The organism is Neorhizobium sp. T25_27, from assembly GCF_002968565.1.
GTDB classification, from domain to species: domain Bacteria; phylum Pseudomonadota; class Alphaproteobacteria; order Rhizobiales; family Rhizobiaceae; genus Neorhizobium; species Neorhizobium tomejilense.
Genome location: NZ_PVBJ01000014.1, coordinates 22,440 through 39,310 on the forward strand (window position 1 = coordinate 22,440; position 16,871 = coordinate 39,310).

Genomic DNA, 16,871 nt, shown 5'->3' on the forward strand with positions numbered 1-16,871 from the left:
GCAGGTCCTGCCTGCGGGAGTTTCTATGGCGCGCCGTGATTCTACGACCACTTTTGGACAGTTCGCGGAAACAATCGCCCTCGTTTCACAAGGCAGACCCGGTCACATCGTCGACACATTGATTGCCGAGCGCGGCCAGCGGATCGTCCAGAATCCGCTCTGGCCGGTGATGCGGCCATTTCTCTACACGCTGCTGCGTTATGGACGGGCGATCAGGTTCGCCAACGACATCTCGACGCTCAGCGGCTTCCAGTGCTTCGAATACATGAGCGACCTCCTGAAGCTGGACGTGACGGTCGCCAATGCCGAGCGCATTCCCGAAAAGGGCGGCTTCATTCTCGTCAGCAACCATCCGACCGGGATCGCCGACGGGGTTGCCGTGTTCGACCTCCTGAAGTCGCGCCGTCCGGACATGATGGTGTTCGCCAACCGTGACGCGGTGCGCGTCAATCCCTGTTTTTCCGAGATGATCATCCCCGTCGAATGGCGGGAGGAATACAAGACCAAGCTGAAGGCGCGCGAGACGCTGGTTCTGACCAACAAGACCATCGAGGACGGCAAGGTCATGGTGCTGTTTCCCTCGGGGCGCATCGCCTACTGGGCGGAGGGCAAGCTCAACGAACGGCCGTGGAAAACTTCCGCCGTCAGTCTCGCCCGCAAGTACAATCTGCCGATCCTGCCGATCCACATGCGGGCGCGCAATTCCGGCCTGTTCTACTGGTTCGCCAAATGGTCGACGGAACTGCGCGACATGACGGTGTTCTACGAGCTCCTGAACAAGAAGGGCGACCATTTCGATTTCACCGTCGGCCAGATGATCCCGCCGAGCGCGCTGGATGGCGATATGACGGAGGTCACCAAGGCACTGGAACAGCACACGGTGTTCGAACTTGCCGCGGATGGCGATGCGACGTTCAAGGCCGTGGAGAAATCACAGACAGCTTCGGCGGCGTGAAAGAGATGCGTCCCGTGGATATAGCCCCCTTCGGTATGGGTGTGGTGATTGCTCCGCTCGGGGACCCGCTGGCCGGGGGCGTCATGCTGCTCGCCGAGGCCGCCAAGCAGGAAGGTTATAGTCACATCCTGCGCATCGCCGAGGAATGGTCTTCCGGAATCAATCGCTTCGAGCGACGCGGCGAAAGCCTGCTCGGCGCCCATGATCAGGGACAGTTGATCGCCGTCGGTGGGATGACGCTCGAGCCAACGCGGCCCGACTGGCTGCGGATGCGTCGCTTTTATGTATCGCGGCAATACCGAGGTAGGGGCATCGGCAGGCGCCTTGCCGAACACCTGCTCGAACACGCCCGCTCTTGCACATCGGTCGTCACGGTCCATGCCGGCAGCGACGATGCCATCAGTTTCTGGCAGGCCATGGGCTTTCAGCCGCTGACGGGCGAGAGTTATACGCATACTTTGCGCCTGACCTGAGCAGCATTTTTTTCATCCCGTTGTTCGGCTAGGAATGGAAAATGCTGCTTCGCTCGATGTTTGCCGCCAATTATCGCTCGCTGCGCTCGATCCGCATGGATCTGGCCGGTGTTAACCTGTTCATCGGCGAGAACGGTGTCGGAAAGTCCAACCTTTACCGCGCCCTGCAGCTGGTGCAGGCGGCGGTTCGCGGCAATCTGGCCTATGAGATCGCGGCCGAAGGCGGGATGGCCTCGGCGCTCTGGTCCGGCCAGCGCCGGCAGGAGAAGAATTTCCGCATCAAGCTCGAGGTCGAGGTTCTTGATGAAGAGCGGGCGGTGACGTTCCGCTACCGCGTCGAGGCGGGGCTTCGTCCGCCTATCGATGCGGCGGGCTTTGCCTTCGAGCCGCAGGTGAAGGAGGAGGAGCTTGTCGTTGAAACCGGTTCGCGGCCCGTGACAATGATAAAACGCACCGGGCCTGGGATCATGGTGCGCGGGACAAGCGGTCGCATGGAGGAGTATCCCGAAAAGGCGATGACCTCGGAAACGGCAATCGCGCTGCTCGGCGATGCCGGCCACTACCCGGAAGCCGGGGCTTTTCGACGATTGATCGATGGCTGGCGGTTCTTCCATGGTTTTCGAACGGATCGGGATTCCACCCTGCGGCAGCCCTGCCTTGCCGTTACCTCGCCGCTGCTGGATCAGGACGGCGGTAACATGGCGGCGGTGTTCGCGACGCTCGTCCACACCCGCGGGGATACGGTGGAGCTCGACCGGGCCGTTGCTGCGGCCCTTGGCGGGGCGAAACTGCATGTGCCTGAGCCCGGCGAATATGCGGAATTCGGCCTGACCTTCCCGGATTTTCCCAAACGGGTGTTTCAGCCGCGTGAGCTTTCCGATGGGCAGATCCGCTTCCTGGGGCTCGCTGCGGCGCTGTTGTCCTATCGCCAGCCGCCGCTGATCGCGCTCAACGAGCCGGAGGCGAGCCTGCATCCGGATATGCTGGCGCCGCTGGCAGACATGATCGCCCAGGCCGCTCGCCACAGCCAGATCTGGATCGTTACCCATTCGGAACCGCTTGCTTCCGCTGTCGAGGAGCGTTGCGGCACGCGGCCGCGGCGGGTGATACGAAAGGAGGGCGCGACCTGGATCCAGGGCATGCGGCTGACCGGCGCCATCGATGACGAAGATGACTAATCCTGTTTAGGGTTCACTTTTGTTCCGCGTTTGGGCATGGTCCCGCCCATGGGCATAGATTCGTCCGATCTCTTCGGTTCACTGTTTGAAGCGCCGTCATTGGCAAGGGTGGTGCCGGTCCTGGTGCCGCTGCCGGTGCCGGGCGCGTATAGCTATGCCGTGCCGGAAGGGGTGCATGTGGAACCCGGTTCGGTGGTCCAGGTGCCGGTCGGTCCGCGGCAGCTGATCGGCGTCGTCTGGGACGGGGACAACGACGACAAGCTCGATCCCAAGAAGCTGAGGCCGATCAAGCTGGTCTTCGATTGCCCGCCGCTTTCCAAGGAGATGCGCGATTTCGTCGACTGGGTGGCGAGCTATACGCTGTCGCCGCCGGGCCTCGTGGCGCGCATGGCGATCCGCGCGCCGGCAGCGCTCGATCCCGAGCCGATGGTCGAGGGATTGCGGTATCTCGGCGGCCAGCCGGAGCGGCTGACGCCGGCGCGCGCCCGGGTGCTCGATCTCGCCGGCGAGGAGGAAATCCCGTGGACGCGCAGCGGGCTGGCGCATGCCGCCGGCGTCTCGATGAGCGTTGTCGACGGGCTGACGGCGCAAGGGATTTTCGAGACAGTCTTCCTGCCTCCGCCGCCGGTCGTCGCCCGGCCCGATCCGGATTATATCAGCCCGCGCATCGAGGGGCCGCAGAACCAGGCGTCAGTGGACATCCTGGAATCGATCCGGGCCGGCGGGTTCTCCGCCTCGCTGATCGACGGCGTCACCGGTTCGGGCAAGACGGAAGTCTATTTCGAGGCGATCGCCGAAACCCTGAGGCGCGGAAAGCAGGTGCTGATCCTGCTACCCGAAATCGCGCTGACCTCGAGCTTCCTCGAGCGCTTTCAGGAGCGGTTCGGCGCCAAGCCCGGCGAATGGCATTCGGATCTAGCCCCCCGCATGCGCGAAAAGGTCTGGCGCGGCGTGGTGACCGGCGAGGTGAAGGTGGTCGCCGGCGCGCGCTCGGCGCTGTTCCTGCCCTTCGAAGACCTCGGCCTGATCATCGTCGACGAAGAGCACGACCCGGCTTACAAGCAGGAAGACCGGGTCTTCTACAATGCCCGCGACATGGCGGTTGTGCGGGCCCGGATCGGCGATTTCCCGATCGTGCTCGTTTCCGCGACCCCCTCGGTGGAGAGCCAGGTCAACGGCTTGGCTGGCCGCTACAACACCGTGCACCTGCCGACCCGTTTCGGCGATGCGGCGATGCCGGACCTGCACCTGATCGACATGCGGCGCCACCCGCCGGAGCGCGGCGGCTTCCTGTCGCCGGTGCTTTTGCGCGCCATGAAGAAAACCCTTGAACGGAAGGAGCAGTCGCTGCTGTTCCTCAACCGGCGTGGGTATGCGCCGCTGACGCTCTGCCGCGTCTGCGGCCACCGGTTCCAATGCCCGCAATGTTCGAGCTGGCTGGTGGAGCACCGGTTCAAGAGCCAGATCCAGTGCCATCAATGCGGCTATTCGGAGCGCACCCCGGAAGCGTGTCCCGAATGCGGCACGTTCGACCACCTCGTCGCCTGCGGGCCGGGGGTGGAGCGGATCGCCGAAGAGGTCGAAAAACATTTTCCGGAGGCGCGGACGATCGTGATGTCGTCGGACCTGCTCGGCGGCGTCAAGCGCATGCGGCTGGAGCTTGAGGCGATCGCCAAGGGCGAGGCGGATATCGTCATCGGCACGCAGTTGGTCGCCAAGGGCCATAACTTTCCGCTGATGACGCTGGTCGGCATCGTCGATTCCGACCTCGGGCTTTCGAATGGCGATCCGCGCGCCGCCGAGCGCACCTTCCAGCTTCTGAGCCAGGTCACCGGCCGCGCCGGACGAACCGGCCTCAAGAGTCACGGCCTGCTGCAGACCTTCCAGCCGCAACATCCGGTGATGCAGGCGATCGTCTCCGGTGATGCCGGCGCTTTCTACGAGCGGGAGATCGCCGAGCGCGAAAAGGCGATCCTTCCGCCATTCGGCCGGCTGGCCTCGCTGATCGTCTCCGCCGATACCCGGGCGGACGCGGAAACCCATGCACGAGGCCTCAGGGCCGCCGCGCCGAAAGTCACCGGCATTTCTGTGCTGGGTCCCGCGGAAGCGCCGCTGGCTCTGGTACGCGGCAGGCATCGCTTCCGGCTGCTGGTACATGGACGGCGTAATTCCGACATGCAGGCGTTTCTGCGGGCGATGATGGAGAACGGCCCGAAACAGCGCGGCTCGGTGCAGATCCAGCTCGACATCGACCCGCAGAGCTTTCTTTGATCGCCGTTCTTTGCGACTTGTTTACCGCTTGCGTTAGAATCTTGCGATTCGAACGATGCGAGGCGACATGGAACTCTATTTTCCCACTGAACTCGGCGAGCAGGTGGCTTTCGTCTGTGCGGCGGCAACGGCTGCGCTCGGTCTCCTCGTCTTCCTGTTTCCCGCCGTCGTCCTGCGCCTGACCGCATTCCAGATCGGCGAGGTGCGGCCGGAAGGATATGCCGCGGTCCGCTCCGCCGGTGCCCATCATCTCGGCTTCGGTCTGGCGGCGATCATGCTGGCCCAGGACTGGATCTACATGACGCTCAGCATCGCGCTCGGATTTGCCGCTCTGGGCCGGCTGCTGTCCTGTGCCCTCGACCGAGGCTTCACTCCCAGAAACATGGCATTTTCCCTACTTCAGGTTGTGCTTGCCGGCGGGCCGCTCGCCTATGTCTTCGGCTATATCTGACGCATAATTCGAAGATTGCAGGCGGTTGCCTGCCGAAAATCCTTCCGCTTCCGGTATAAAATCGCTCTCAGCCCTTGCGTGTCCGGCTTTTTCCGTTATCAGGCGTGTTGCGAGTCCTTACAGCCTATGCTAGACGGACCGCGAAAGTCGGAAAGGGTAGGGCGCAAGCTCTGCAGGTTCTGAGAAAAAATCAAACGATTTCAAGCTCTTGCTTCACCTCTCCCGTAGGGTCTGGCGCTTGGATGGCAATACAGGGAAACTGTGCCCGTGGCTGACACGTCCCAGCTTATTTCCGGTGTAGCGGAGCGTTATGCTTCCTCGCTTTTCGAACTGTCCGTCGAGGCTGGTTCGATCGACAAGGTCGGTGCCGATCTTGATCGTTTTCAGGCGCTGCTGGATGAGAGTGAAGACCTGCGACGCCTGGTCGCAAGCCCGGTATTTTCCGCCGAAGATCAGCAGAAGGCCGTGCTCGCCGTTGCCGAGCGAGCTGGCATTTCCGGTCTCGTCGCCAATTTCCTGAAGGTGGTCGCCGGCAATCGTCGTCTTTTCGCGATGCCCGGCATGATCCGCGCCTTCCGCCAGATCGCCGCAGAGCATCGCGGTGAAATCACTGCCGAGGTCACCTCGGCGCATGCGCTTTCCCAGGCGCAGGAAAACGAACTCAAGTCGGCGCTGAAGGGCGTAACCGGCAAGGACGTGACAATCGCCGTGACCATCGACCCGTCGATCCTCGGCGGCCTGATCGTCAAGGTCGGTTCTCGTCAGATCGATACTTCCCTTCGCACCAAACTTTCCACCCTTAAGCTTGCACTGAAAGAGGTTGGCTGATGGATATCCGCGCCGCGGAAATTTCCGCAATTCTGAAAGACCAGATCAAGAACTTCGGCCAGGAGGCTGAGGTTTCCGAAGTCGGACAGGTTCTGTCCGTCGGCGACGGCATTGCCCGCGTCTACGGTCTGGACAACGTCCAGGCCGGTGAGATGGTCGAATTCCCGGGCGGCATCCGTGGTATGGCGCTGAACCTCGAAGCCGACAATGTCGGCGTCGTCATCTTCGGTTCCGACCGTGCGATCAAGGAAGGCGACACCGTCAAGCGGACCGGCGCCATCGTCGACGTTCCGGTTGGTCCGGAACTGCTCGGCCGCGTCGTCGACGCGCTCGGCAACCCGATCGACGGCAAGGGCCCGATCAATGCGACCCGCCGTTCGCGCGTCGACGTCAAGGCTCCGGGCATCATTCCGCGCAAGTCGGTTCATGAGCCGATGTCGACCGGCCTCAAGGCCATCGATGCGCTCATCCCGGTCGGCCGCGGCCAGCGCGAGCTGGTCATCGGCGACCGCCAGACCGGCAAGACCGCGATCATTCTCGACACGATCCTCAACCAGAAGGCCATTCACGACAACGGCCCGGAGTCGGAAAAGCTGTTCTGCGTCTACGTCGCTATCGGCCAGAAGCGTTCGACAGTTGCCCAGTTCGTGAAGGTTCTCGAAGAGCGCGGCGCCCTGCCGTACTCGATCATCGTTGCTGCGACCGCTTCCGATCCGGCTCCGATGCAGTATCTCGCACCGTTCGCCGGTTGCGCCATGGGCGAATACTTCCGCGATAACGGCATGCATGCCCTGATCGGTTACGACGACCTTTCCAAGCAGGCCGTCGCCTACCGCCAGATGTCGCTTCTGCTGCGCCGCCCGCCGGGCCGCGAAGCCTATCCGGGCGACGTTTTCTACCTGCATTCCCGTCTTCTGGAGCGCGCTGCAAAGCTCTCCGACGAGCGCGGCAATGGTTCGCTGACGGCTCTGCCGGTCATCGAAACCCAGGGCAACGACGTTTCGGCCTTCATTCCGACCAACGTGATCTCGATCACCGACGGCCAGATCTTCCTTGAAACCGACCTGTTCTACCAGGGTATCCGCCCGGCCGTTAACGTCGGTCTGTCGGTTTCCCGCGTCGGCTCGGCCGCGCAGGTCAAGGCGATGAAGCAGGTTGCCGGCTCGATCAAGGGCGAACTCGCCCAGTATCGCGAAATGGCCGCCTTCGCCCAGTTCGGCTCCGACCTCGACGCCTCGACGCAGCGCCTTTTGAACCGTGGTGCACGCCTGACGGAACTCCTGAAGCAGCCGCAGTTCGCGCCGCTGAAGACGGAAGAGCAGGTTGCTGTGATCTTCGCCGGCGTCAACGGCTACCTCGACAGAATAGCGGTTGCCCAGGTCGGCAAGTTCGAGCAGGGCTTCCTGTCGTACCTCCGCTCCGAAGGCAAGGCTATCCTCGATGCGATCCGCACCGACAAGCAGCTTTCCGACGACACCCGCGCGAAGCTCAAGGCCGCTCTCGACAGCTACGCCAAGTCTTTCGCCTGAGAACGGATCAATCTCGAGGACCGATAACGGATGCCTTCACTTAAGGATCTGAAAAACCGGATCGCCTCCGTCAAGGCGACGCAGAAGATCACCAAGGCGATGAAAATGGTCGCCGCGGCGAAGCTGCGCCGTGCTCAGGAGGCGGCCGAGGCCGCCCGTCCTTACGCGGAACGCATGACCAAGGTGCTGGCAGGGCTTTCGGCCGCCAATGCCGGGAACGCCGAAGCGCCGCTCCTGCTTTCGGGCACGGGCAAGGATCAGGTTCATCTCTTGATCGTCGCGACCGGCGAACGCGGTCTGGCCGGGGGCTTCAATTCCTCGATCATCCGTCTCGCCCGCGATCACGCGCTGAAGCTGCTTGCCCAGGGCAAGACGGTGAAGATCCTCACCGTCGGCCGCAAGGGCAACGACATCCTGCGCCGCACGTTCCGCGAAAACATCGTCGACTACGTGACGTTCCGCGAAGTCAAGCAACTTGGTTTCGCCCAGGCGGACGAGGTGGCACACAAGGTGCTCGCGCTCTACAATGCCGGCGAATTCGACATCGCGACGCTGTTCTACGCACGCTTCCAGTCGGTGATCTCGCAGGTGGCGACCGCCTCGCAGATCATCCCGGCCAAGTTCGATGCGACGCAGGCTGCGGATGCCTCCTCGGCGCTCTACGAATACGAGCCGAGCGAAGAGGAAATCCTCGAAGACCTGCTGCCGAAGAACGTCGCTGTGCAGATCTTCCGGGCGCTGCTCGAAAACAACGCTTCCTTCTATGGCGCGCAGATGTCCGCAATGGACAACGCGACGCGCAATGCCGGTGACATGATCAACAAGCTGACGCTCTCCTACAACCGTCAGCGTCAGGCGCAGATCACCAAGGAACTCATCGAAATCATTTCGGGCGCGGAAGCGCTCTGAGGTAAAGAAAGAGGGTAAGAATCATGGCTACCGCAACGGGCACGTCCCTCGGCAAGGTGACCCAGGTTATCGGCGCTGTCGTCGACGTCGCTTTCGACGGCGAACTGCCGGCGATTTTGAACGCGCTTGAAACCGACAACAACGGCAACCGCCTCGTTCTCGAAGTCGCGCAGCACCTCGGCGAAAGCGCCGTCCGCACCATCGCGATGGACTCGACCGAAGGTCTGGTTCGTGGTCAGCGGGTCACCGATACCGGCGCTCCGATCACCGTTCCGGTCGGTCCGGAAACGCTCGGCCGCATCATGAACGTCATCGGCGAGCCGGTCGACGAAGCAGGTCCGCTCGTCACCTCCGGCAAGCGCGCCATCCACCAGGAAGCACCAGCCTATGTCGAGCAGTCGACAGAAGGCCAGATCCTGGTCACCGGCATCAAGGTCGTCGACCTTCTCGCGCCTTACGCAAAGGGCGGCAAGATCGGCCTCTTCGGCGGTGCAGGCGTCGGCAAGACGGTTCTGATCATGGAACTCATCAACAACGTCGCGAAGGCACACGGCGGTTATTCCGTGTTCGCAGGCGTCGGTGAGCGTACCCGCGAAGGTAACGACCTTTACCACGAAATGATCGAATCGGGCGTCAACAAGCATGGCGGCGGCGAAGGCTCCAAGGCCGCGCTCGTCTACGGCCAGATGAACGAACCGCCGGGCGCCCGCGCTCGCGTCGCTCTGACCGGTCTCACCATCGCTGAAGACTTCCGCGACAAGGGCCAGGACGTTCTGTTCTTCGTCGACAACATCTTCCGCTTTACCCAGGCAGGTTCGGAAGTGTCGGCTCTGCTCGGCCGTATTCCTTCGGCCGTGGGCTATCAGCCGACGCTCGCCACCGACATGGGCCAGATGCAGGAACGCATCACCACCACGACCAAGGGCTCGATCACCTCGGTTCAGGCCATCTACGTTCCCGCCGACGACTTGACCGACCCGGCACCGGCTACCTCGTTCGCCCACTTGGACGCAACGACGGTTCTGTCGCGTTCGATCGCCGAAAAGGGCATCTACCCGGCCGTCGACCCGCTCGACTCCACCTCGCGCATGCTCGACCCGCTGGTCGTCGGCGAAGAGCACTATGATATCGCCCGCAAGGTGCAGACGACCCTGCAGCGCTACAAGTCTCTCCAGGACATCATCGCCATCCTCGGCATGGACGAACTGTCCGAAGAGGACAAGATGACCGTCCAGCGCGCCCGCAAGATCGAGCGCTTCCTGTCCCAGCCGTTCTTCGTCGCAGAAGTCTTCACCGGTTCGCCGGGTAAGCTGGTTGCACTCGAAGACACGATCAAGGGCTTCAAGGGCCTCGTCAACGGCGACTACGACCATCTTCCGGAAGCTGCCTTCTACATGGTCGGCTCGATCGAAGAAGCCGTCGAAAAGGCCAAGAAGCTGGCCGAAGCCGCCTGATCCTGAACGAGATGGCGCGCGGGAACTTATCCAGCGCGCCTTTCCCGCATAAAACACGCGGGCTTTTCGGCAAGGAATTGCCTCGATGCCCTGGTGATTTAGTTTTTCGCAATCCCGGACGCAAAACCGCTCTGCACTTTTGCTGGAATTGCTTTGAGGAAGTGGACCTTCATGGCCGAGGCTTTCAACTTTGAACTGGTTTCGCCCGAGCGCCTGCTCGTCTCGGAAAAGGTCACCGAAGTGGTGATCCCGGCGACGCTTGGCGAAATGACGGTGCTTGCCAATCACGCGCCGACGATGACGACCATCAAGCCGGGTGTGGTTTCGGTGAAGCTTGCCTCGGGCCAGGTCACCAAATACGTGGTTTTCGGTGGCTTCGCCGACATCCTGCCGACCGGCTGCACGCTGCTTGCCGAATCTGCGGTTCCGGCGAGCGAGCTGACCCACGCGACGCTGCAGAAGCGGATCGAGACGACGCAGGCCGAGATCAACCATGCGCAGAACGACGAGCACAAGACCAAGCTCGAGCAGTTCCTGGCGGAATTGACCCATCTCAACGGCGTCGTCAATCCGGCCTGACACTTCAAAATTCTCTGCGAAAAGATCGAGGCGGTCCGAAAGGCCGCCTTTTTCTTTGGGCGATGGTCGGCTCACCGTCGCGGCTATCGTCGTGACCGGATGCCGGCTTGTATGTGCCGCGCCATCTTGTTAGCCCTTGTCGGCGGAGGAACGCGATGATCGACAAGCTGGAATTTTTCATTGCCCTGGCGCGAGAAGGCCACTTCGGCCGGGCGGCGGAGGAATGCGGCATCTCGCAGCCATCGCTTTCGGCCGCCATCCGCCAGCTCGAGGAGAGCCTCGGCGTGCAACTGGTGGTGCGCGGCTCGCGCTACCAGGGCCTGACGCCGGAGGGCCAGCGGGTGCTGGAATGGGCAAAACGCATCGTCGGCGATGCGCGCACCATGCGCGAGGAAATGCGCGCCGCTCGCAAGGGTCTTGTCGGCCATATCCGGCTGGCGTCGATCCCGACGGCGCTGGCGATGATCCCCAGGCTGACGGAACCCTTCCAGGCGAAGCATCCGGAAGTCACCTTTTCCGTTGTTTCCCGCAATTCGCTGCAGGTGCTTTCGCAGCTCGACAATTTCGAAATCGACGCCGGCATCACCTATCTCGACAACGAGCCGCTGGGGCGGGTGACGAGCGTGCCGCTGTATGCGGAGCGCTACAATCTGGTGACCGCCGAAGGGGCGCCCTATGCGGATCGGGAAAGCGTCACATGGAAGGAGATGGCCGATCTTAGGCTCTGCCTATTGACGCCGGACATGCAGAATCGCCGAATCATCAACCAGCACCTCGCGGAAGCGGGGGTGACGGTGAAGCCGATGCTCGAATCGAACTCCATGGTGGTGCTTCTCTCGCATGTGGGGACAGGGCGCTGGGCGAGCATCATGCCGCGCAACGTGGCGCGTTCATTCGGCTTTACAAAGGAAATCAGGACGATCCCGATCGTTGATCCGGAAGCCACACATATCGTCGGGCTTGTTGCGACACACCGCGAGCCGTTTACGCCGCTGGTGTCGGCCCTGCTGCACGAGGCTCGCAGCCTCACTCCCGCTGCCATGGCTTGATAGCTTTTTTCTATCGCGTAACCGATCTCCTTTATTGACGGTTGCGGCACCGGTTGCGACATTCCATTCCCAGTAGGCGAAGTACGATTGTCGGACAACTTCGTCGGCTTTCTGATCCCAATACGGCCGTAGCGGCGTCGATGCCCCGAAAACGGAAACGGATCAGCTGGGAGGCTACAGACTATGAATATGCGAATTTCCGCCGGTGAGCTCACCGAGCGGTCGCTTCAGATCATCAGGGATCTGAAGCATCTGGAAGGCCCGATGCTGCCGATCCTGCATGCGATCCAGGCGGAGTTCGGTTATGTGCCGGAAGAGGTGAAGCCGGTCATCGCCAGCGAACTCAACCTGTCGCGCGCCGAAGTGCATGGCGTCGTCACCTTCTATCACGAATTCCGCGACCACCCGGCCGGCCGGCATGTGCTAAAACTCTGTCGCGCCGAAGCCTGCCAGTCGATGGGCAGCGACCGCATTGCGGATCGCGCCCGGCAGCTTCTCGGGATCGACTTCCACCAGACGACGCTCGATGGTTCGGTGACGCTGGAAGCCGTGTACTGTCTCGGGCTCTGTGCCTGCGCGCCTGCCGCGATGGTTGACGGCGAAGTCTACGGCCGCGTCGACGAACACTGTCTTTCCGAAATCGTTGCGGGGCTAAGCCGATGACGGTGACGATCTACGTGCCGCGCGATGCCGCAGCGCTCGCTCTCGGAGCCGAAAAGGTGGCAAACGCGATTACCCAGGAGATCGCAGCCCGCGGCCTCGATGCGAAAGTCGTGCGCAACGGCTCGCGCGGCATGTTCTGGCTGGAGCCATTGGTCGAGGTGAGTACCGAACACGGGCGTATCGCCTATGGGCCGGTCAAGGCCGGCGACGTGAAGGGATTGTTCGATGCCGGCTTTGTAGACGGTGGACAGCATGCTTTGCATCTCGGGCCGACCGAGGACATTCCATTCCTGCGCCAGCAGACGCGGCTGACCTTCTCCCGTTGCGGCGTCACCGATCCGCTGTCGCTCGACGACTATCGCCACCATCAGGGTCTGAAGGGTCTTGAGAACGCGATCGCCATGAGCCGGGCCGAGATCGTCGCTCAGGTCACCGACAGTGGTCTTCGCGGCCGCGGCGGCGCCGGCTTCCCGACCGGCATCAAGTGGAAGACGGTGATGGATGCGGCGGGGCCGCAGAAATACATCGTCTGCAATGCGGATGAGGGCGACAGCGCCACCTTCGCAGACCGGATGATCATGGAGGGCGATCCCTTCGTGCTGATCGAAGGCATGATCATTGCCGGCATCGCGACGGGCGCCACCAAGGGTTATGTCTATACCCGCTCGGAATATCCGCACGCCATCGCGACGATGAGGGAAGCCGTCGAGATCGCCCGCGCCGCCGGCATCCTCGGGCCGTCGGTGTTGGGCTCGGCGCATGCCTTCGACATGGAGATTCGCTCCGGCGCCGGCGCCTATGTCTGCGGCGAGGAGACCTCGCTGCTGAATTCGCTCGAAGGCAAGCGCGGCATCGTGCGCGCCAAGCCGCCGCTGCCGGCGCTGCAGGGTTTTCTCGGCCGCCCGACGGTCGTCAACAACGTCATCTCGCTTGCATCCGTGCCTGTGATCATGGATCGCGGCGCCGAGTTCTACAAAAACTTCGGCATGGGCCGGTCGCGGGGGACGATCCCGATCCAGATCGCCGGCAATGTCAAATACGGCGGGCTGTACGAGACGGCCTTCGGCCTGTCGCTCGGCGTGATCGTCGACGAAATCGGCGGCGGCACGGCAACCGGCCGGCCGGTGAAGGCGGTTCAGGTGGGCGGGCCGCTCGGCGCCTATTTCCCGCGCGCGCTGTTCGATACGCCGTTCGACTACGAAGCCTTCGCGGCCCGGGACGGTCTGATCGGCCATGCTGGCATCACCGTGTTCGACGATAGCGCCGACATGCTGAAGCAGGCGCGGTTCGCGATGGAATTCTGCGCCATCGAGAGCTGCGGCAAGTGCACGCCGTGCCGCATCGGCTCGACGCGCGGCGTCGAAACGGCCGACAAGATCTTGGCTGGGATCGAGCCGGAAAAGAACAAGGCGCTGCTCGCCGACCTCTGCAACACGATGAAGTTCGGCTCCCTCTGTGCGCTCGGCGGGTTCACGCCCTATCCGGTGATGAGCGCGATGAACCACTTTCCGGAGGACTTCTCTCCGGCACCCCTTATCGAAGCGGCGGAGTAACATCATGTCCCTCGTTCATGAACTCGACTACGGCACGCTGGCCTCGCGCTCCGAAGCCCAGGTGACACTCACCATCGACGGTCGCGCGATCACCGTGCCGGAAGGCACCTCGATCATGCGCGCCTCGATGGAGGCCGGCATCAAGGTTCCGAAACTCTGCGCCACCGACATGGTCGACGCCTTCGGCTCCTGCCGCCTGTGTCTCGTGGAGATCGAAGGTCGCAATGGAACGCCTGCCTCGTGCACCACGCCGGTCATGCCGGGCATGGTCGTGCACACGCAGACCGGCCGGCTGAAGGACATCCGCCGCGGCGTTATGGAGCTCTATATTTCCGACCACCCGCTCGACTGTCTCACCTGCGCCGCCAACGGGGACTGCGAATTGCAGGACATGGCCGGCGCGGTCGGCCTTCGCGATGTGCGTTACGGCTACGAGGGCGACAATCACGTCAAGGCTCGCAATGACGGTGCGATCAACGCCAAGTGGATGCCGAAGGACGAGTCGAACCCCTATTTCACCTACGACCCGTCGAAATGCATCGTCTGCTCGCGCTGCGTCCGTGCCTGCGAAGAAGTGCAGGGCACGTTCGCGCTGACGATCGAGGGCCGCGGGTTCGAAAGCCGCGTTTCGCCCGGTGCCCATGAACTTTTCCTCGATTCCGAATGCGTTTCCTGCGGCGCCTGCGTGCAGGCCTGCCCGACGGCGACGCTCACCGAAAAGTCGGTGATCGCGATCGGCCAGCCGGAACATTCGGAAGTCACCACCTGCGCCTATTGCGGCGTCGGCTGCTCCTTCAAGGCGGAAATGCGCGGCGAAGAGCTTGTCCGCATGGTGCCATGGAAGGATGGTCAGGCGAACCGTGGCCATTCCTGCGTCAAGGGCCGCTTTGCCTATGGTTATGCGACCCACAAGGACCGCATCCTCAACCCGATGATCCGGGAGAATATCTCCGATCCGTGGCGGGAGGTGACCTGGGAAGAAGCCTTTTCGTACGTTGCTTCCGAGTTCCGCCGCATCCAGTATCAGTACGGCCGGGAATCGATCGGCGGCATCACCTCGTCGCGCTGCACCAATGAAGAAACATTCCTGGTCCAGAAGCTGATCCGCGCCGGTTTCGGCAACAACAATGTCGATACCTGCGCCCGCGTCTGCCACTCGCCGACCGGTTACGGCCTCGGCCAGGCCTTCGGCACCTCGGCCGGCACCCAGAATTTCGACTCGGTCGAGCATACGGATGTTGTCATCGTCATCGGCGCCAACCCGACCGACGGCCATCCGGTGTTCGGTTCGCGCTTGAAGAAGCGCTTGCGCCAGGGTGCAAAACTGATCGTCATCGATCCGCGCCGTATCGATCTGGTGCGCACGCCGCATGTGGAGGCCGATTATCACCTGCCGCTGCAGCCAGGCACCAACGTGGCCGTGCTGACGGCGCTCGCCCATGTCATCGTCACCGAAGGCCTGTTCGACGAAAAGTTCATCCGCGAGCGCTGCGACTGGTCCGAATTCGAGGACTGGGCCGGTTTCGTTTCGGAAAACGCACACAGCCCCGAGGCGACCGAGAAATATACCGGCGTGCCGGCGGATCTCGTGCGCGGTGCTGCCCGGCTTTACGCCAAGGGTGGCAACGGGGCGATCTATTACGGTCTCGGCGTCACCGAGCACAGCCAGGGTTCGACCACGGTCATGGCGATCGCCAACCTTGCGATGGTGACCGGCAATCTCGGTCGTCCGGGCGTTGGCGTGAACCCGCTGCGCGGTCAGAACAATGTCCAGGGCGCCTGCGACATGGGTTCGTTCCCGCACGAACTGCCGGGCTATCGCCATATCTCGGACGATGCGACCCGCGACACGTTCGAAAAACTGTGGGGTGTGACGCTCAACAACGAACCGGGCCTGCGCATCCCGAACATGCTGGATGCGGCCGTCGAGGGCACGTTCAAGGGCATCTACATCCAGGGCGAGGATATTCTCCAGTCCGACCCGGACACCAAGCATGTTTCTGCCGGCCTCGCTGCGATGGAATGCGTCGTCGTCCACGATCTCTTCCTGAACGAAACTGCCAATTACGCGCATGTCTTCCTGCCGGGTTCGACTTTCCTCGAAAAGGACGGCACGTTCACCAATGCCGAGCGCCGCATCAACCGCGTCCGCAAGGTGATGAGCCCGAAGAACGGTTATGCCGACTGGGAAGTCACCCAGAAGCTCGCCCAGGCGATGGGGCTTGCCTGGAACTATGCGCATCCATCTCAGATCATGGATGAGATCGCCGTGTCGACGCCGAGCTTCGCTCTGGTTTCCTACGACTATCTCGACAAGATGGGTTCGGTTCAGTGGCCTTGCAACGAGGCGCATCCGGTGGGCTCGCCGATCATGCATGTCGACGGTTTCGTGCGCGGCAAGGGCAAGTTCATCCGCACCGAATATGTCGCGACCGACGAACGCACCGGCCCGCGGTTCCCGCTATTGCTCACCACCGGCCGCATCCTTTCCCAATACAATGTCGGTGCCCAGACGCGGCGTACCGAGAACGTCACATGGCATGCGGAAGACCGGCTGGAAATCCATCCGCACGATGCCGAACAGCGCGGCATCAAGGAAGGCGACTGGATCAAGCTCGCCAGCCGTTCGGGCGATACGACGCTGCGCGCGCTGATCACCGATCGCGTCGCGCCGGGCGTGGTCTATACGACCTTCCACCACCCGAACACGCAGGCGAACGTCATCACCACCGACTTCTCCGACTGGGCGACCAACTGCCCGGAATACAAGGTGACGGCGGTGCAGGTATCGCCCTCCAACGGCCCGACCGAGTGGCAGAGCGACTATGACGAACTGTCGCGACGGTCTCGGCGGATTGCGGGGAAGCTGGAGGCGGCTGAGTGATGCAATTGCCTGGCGTGCTTCGCGTTACCCCCCTCTGCCTGCCGGCATCTCCCCCACAAGGGGGGAGATCGGCAAGACGCGCCGCCGGTATTCTT

At 62.6% G+C, this 16,871-nt stretch carries 14 protein-coding genes; all 14 read left to right on the forward strand.

The annotated features are described in order from the left end of the window. Positions 1–25: 25 nt before the first annotated feature. Positions 26–955, forward strand: a complete 930-nt coding sequence (locus C5J24_RS27910) for a GNAT family N-acetyltransferase (protein ID WP_105422639.1) — start codon at positions 26–28, stop codon at positions 953–955. Positions 956–969: 14 nt separating this feature from the next. After that, the gene (locus C5J24_RS27915; RefSeq protein WP_245446820.1) at positions 970–1,428 is read left to right on the forward strand and encodes a GNAT family N-acetyltransferase; all 459 of its coding nucleotides are present in this window, start codon (positions 970–972) and stop codon (positions 1,426–1,428) included. A 41-nt stretch (positions 1,429–1,469) separates the two neighbouring features. Further along, the gene (locus C5J24_RS27920) at positions 1,470–2,606 is read left to right on the forward strand and encodes an AAA family ATPase (RefSeq protein WP_105422643.1); all 1,137 of its coding nucleotides are present in this window, start codon (positions 1,470–1,472) and stop codon (positions 2,604–2,606) included. Positions 2,607–2,654: 48 nt separating this feature from the next. Next, entirely contained in the window at positions 2,655–4,877 is a 2,223-nt protein-coding gene (locus C5J24_RS27925; RefSeq protein ID WP_105422645.1) for a primosomal protein N', read from the forward strand. Positions 4,878–4,944: 67 nt separating this feature from the next. Further along, positions 4,945–5,328 (forward strand): DUF4345 domain-containing protein, encoded by a 384-nt coding sequence (locus tag C5J24_RS27930; protein WP_105422647.1) that lies wholly within the window; start codon positions 4,945–4,947, stop codon positions 5,326–5,328. Positions 5,329–5,589: 261 nt separating this feature from the next. Next, positions 5,590–6,156, forward strand: coding sequence for a F0F1 ATP synthase subunit delta (locus C5J24_RS27935; protein WP_105422649.1), 567 nt, complete (start codon positions 5,590–5,592; stop codon positions 6,154–6,156). After that, positions 6,156–7,685 carry a F0F1 ATP synthase subunit alpha gene (atpA, locus tag C5J24_RS27940; protein WP_105422651.1) on the forward strand — a complete coding sequence of 510 codons (1,530 nt, stop codon included), beginning with the start codon at positions 6,156–6,158 and terminating at the stop codon, positions 7,683–7,685. Before C5J24_RS27935 ends, atpA begins: the two co-directional genes overlap by 1 nt. A 30-nt stretch (positions 7,686–7,715) precedes the next feature. Then, positions 7,716–8,594, forward strand: a complete 879-nt coding sequence (locus C5J24_RS27945) for a F0F1 ATP synthase subunit gamma (protein ID WP_105422653.1) — start codon at positions 7,716–7,718, stop codon at positions 8,592–8,594. 23 nt (positions 8,595–8,617) lie between these two features. Beyond that, positions 8,618–10,048, forward strand: a complete 1,431-nt coding sequence (gene atpD / locus C5J24_RS27950; RefSeq protein ID WP_105422655.1) for a F0F1 ATP synthase subunit beta — start codon at positions 8,618–8,620, stop codon at positions 10,046–10,048. Between the two features lie 171 nt (positions 10,049–10,219). Beyond that, positions 10,220–10,627, forward strand: a complete 408-nt coding sequence (locus tag C5J24_RS27955) for a F0F1 ATP synthase subunit epsilon (protein ID WP_038590760.1) — start codon at positions 10,220–10,222, stop codon at positions 10,625–10,627. 155 nt (positions 10,628–10,782) lie between these two features. Further along, on the forward strand, positions 10,783–11,676 hold the full coding sequence (locus tag C5J24_RS27960) for a LysR family transcriptional regulator (protein ID WP_105404600.1): 894 nt from the start codon (positions 10,783–10,785) through the stop codon (positions 11,674–11,676). Between the two features lie 183 nt (positions 11,677–11,859). Further along, positions 11,860–12,339, forward strand: coding sequence for a formate dehydrogenase subunit gamma (locus tag C5J24_RS27965; RefSeq protein ID WP_105422656.1), 480 nt, complete (start codon positions 11,860–11,862; stop codon positions 12,337–12,339). Further along, entirely contained in the window at positions 12,336–13,892 is a 1,557-nt protein-coding gene (locus C5J24_RS27970; RefSeq protein ID WP_105422658.1) for an NADH-quinone oxidoreductase subunit NuoF, read from the forward strand. Before C5J24_RS27965 ends, C5J24_RS27970 begins: the two co-directional genes overlap by 4 nt. A gap of 4 nt (positions 13,893–13,896) precedes the next feature. After that, positions 13,897–16,776 carry a formate dehydrogenase subunit alpha gene (fdhF, locus tag C5J24_RS27975; RefSeq protein ID WP_105422660.1) on the forward strand — a complete coding sequence of 960 codons (2,880 nt, stop codon included), beginning with the start codon at positions 13,897–13,899 and terminating at the stop codon, positions 16,774–16,776. Positions 16,777–16,871 lie beyond the last annotated feature (95 nt).

Coding starts and splice junctions, on each gene's coding strand:
- C5J24_RS27920 (WP_105422643.1), top strand. CDS start 1,470: ATGCTGCTTCGCTCGATGTTTGCCGCCAATTATCGCTCGCTGCGCTCG.
- C5J24_RS27910 (WP_105422639.1), top strand. CDS start 26: ATGGCGCGCCGTGATTCTACGACCACTTTTGGACAGTTCGCGGAAACA.
- C5J24_RS27960 (WP_105404600.1), top strand. CDS start 10,783: ATGATCGACAAGCTGGAATTTTTCATTGCCCTGGCGCGAGAAGGCCAC.
- C5J24_RS27930 (WP_105422647.1), top strand. CDS start 4,945: ATGGAACTCTATTTTCCCACTGAACTCGGCGAGCAGGTGGCTTTCGTC.
- C5J24_RS27965 (WP_105422656.1), top strand. CDS start 11,860: ATGAATATGCGAATTTCCGCCGGTGAGCTCACCGAGCGGTCGCTTCAG.
- atpA (WP_105422651.1), top strand. CDS start 6,156: ATGGATATCCGCGCCGCGGAAATTTCCGCAATTCTGAAAGACCAGATC.
- C5J24_RS27925 (WP_105422645.1), top strand. CDS start 2,655: ATGGGCATAGATTCGTCCGATCTCTTCGGTTCACTGTTTGAAGCGCCG.
- C5J24_RS27945 (WP_105422653.1), top strand. CDS start 7,716: ATGCCTTCACTTAAGGATCTGAAAAACCGGATCGCCTCCGTCAAGGCG.
- fdhF (WP_105422660.1), top strand. CDS start 13,897: ATGTCCCTCGTTCATGAACTCGACTACGGCACGCTGGCCTCGCGCTCC.
- C5J24_RS27970 (WP_105422658.1), top strand. CDS start 12,336: ATGACGGTGACGATCTACGTGCCGCGCGATGCCGCAGCGCTCGCTCTC.
- C5J24_RS27955 (WP_038590760.1), top strand. CDS start 10,220: ATGGCCGAGGCTTTCAACTTTGAACTGGTTTCGCCCGAGCGCCTGCTC.
- atpD (WP_105422655.1), top strand. CDS start 8,618: ATGGCTACCGCAACGGGCACGTCCCTCGGCAAGGTGACCCAGGTTATC.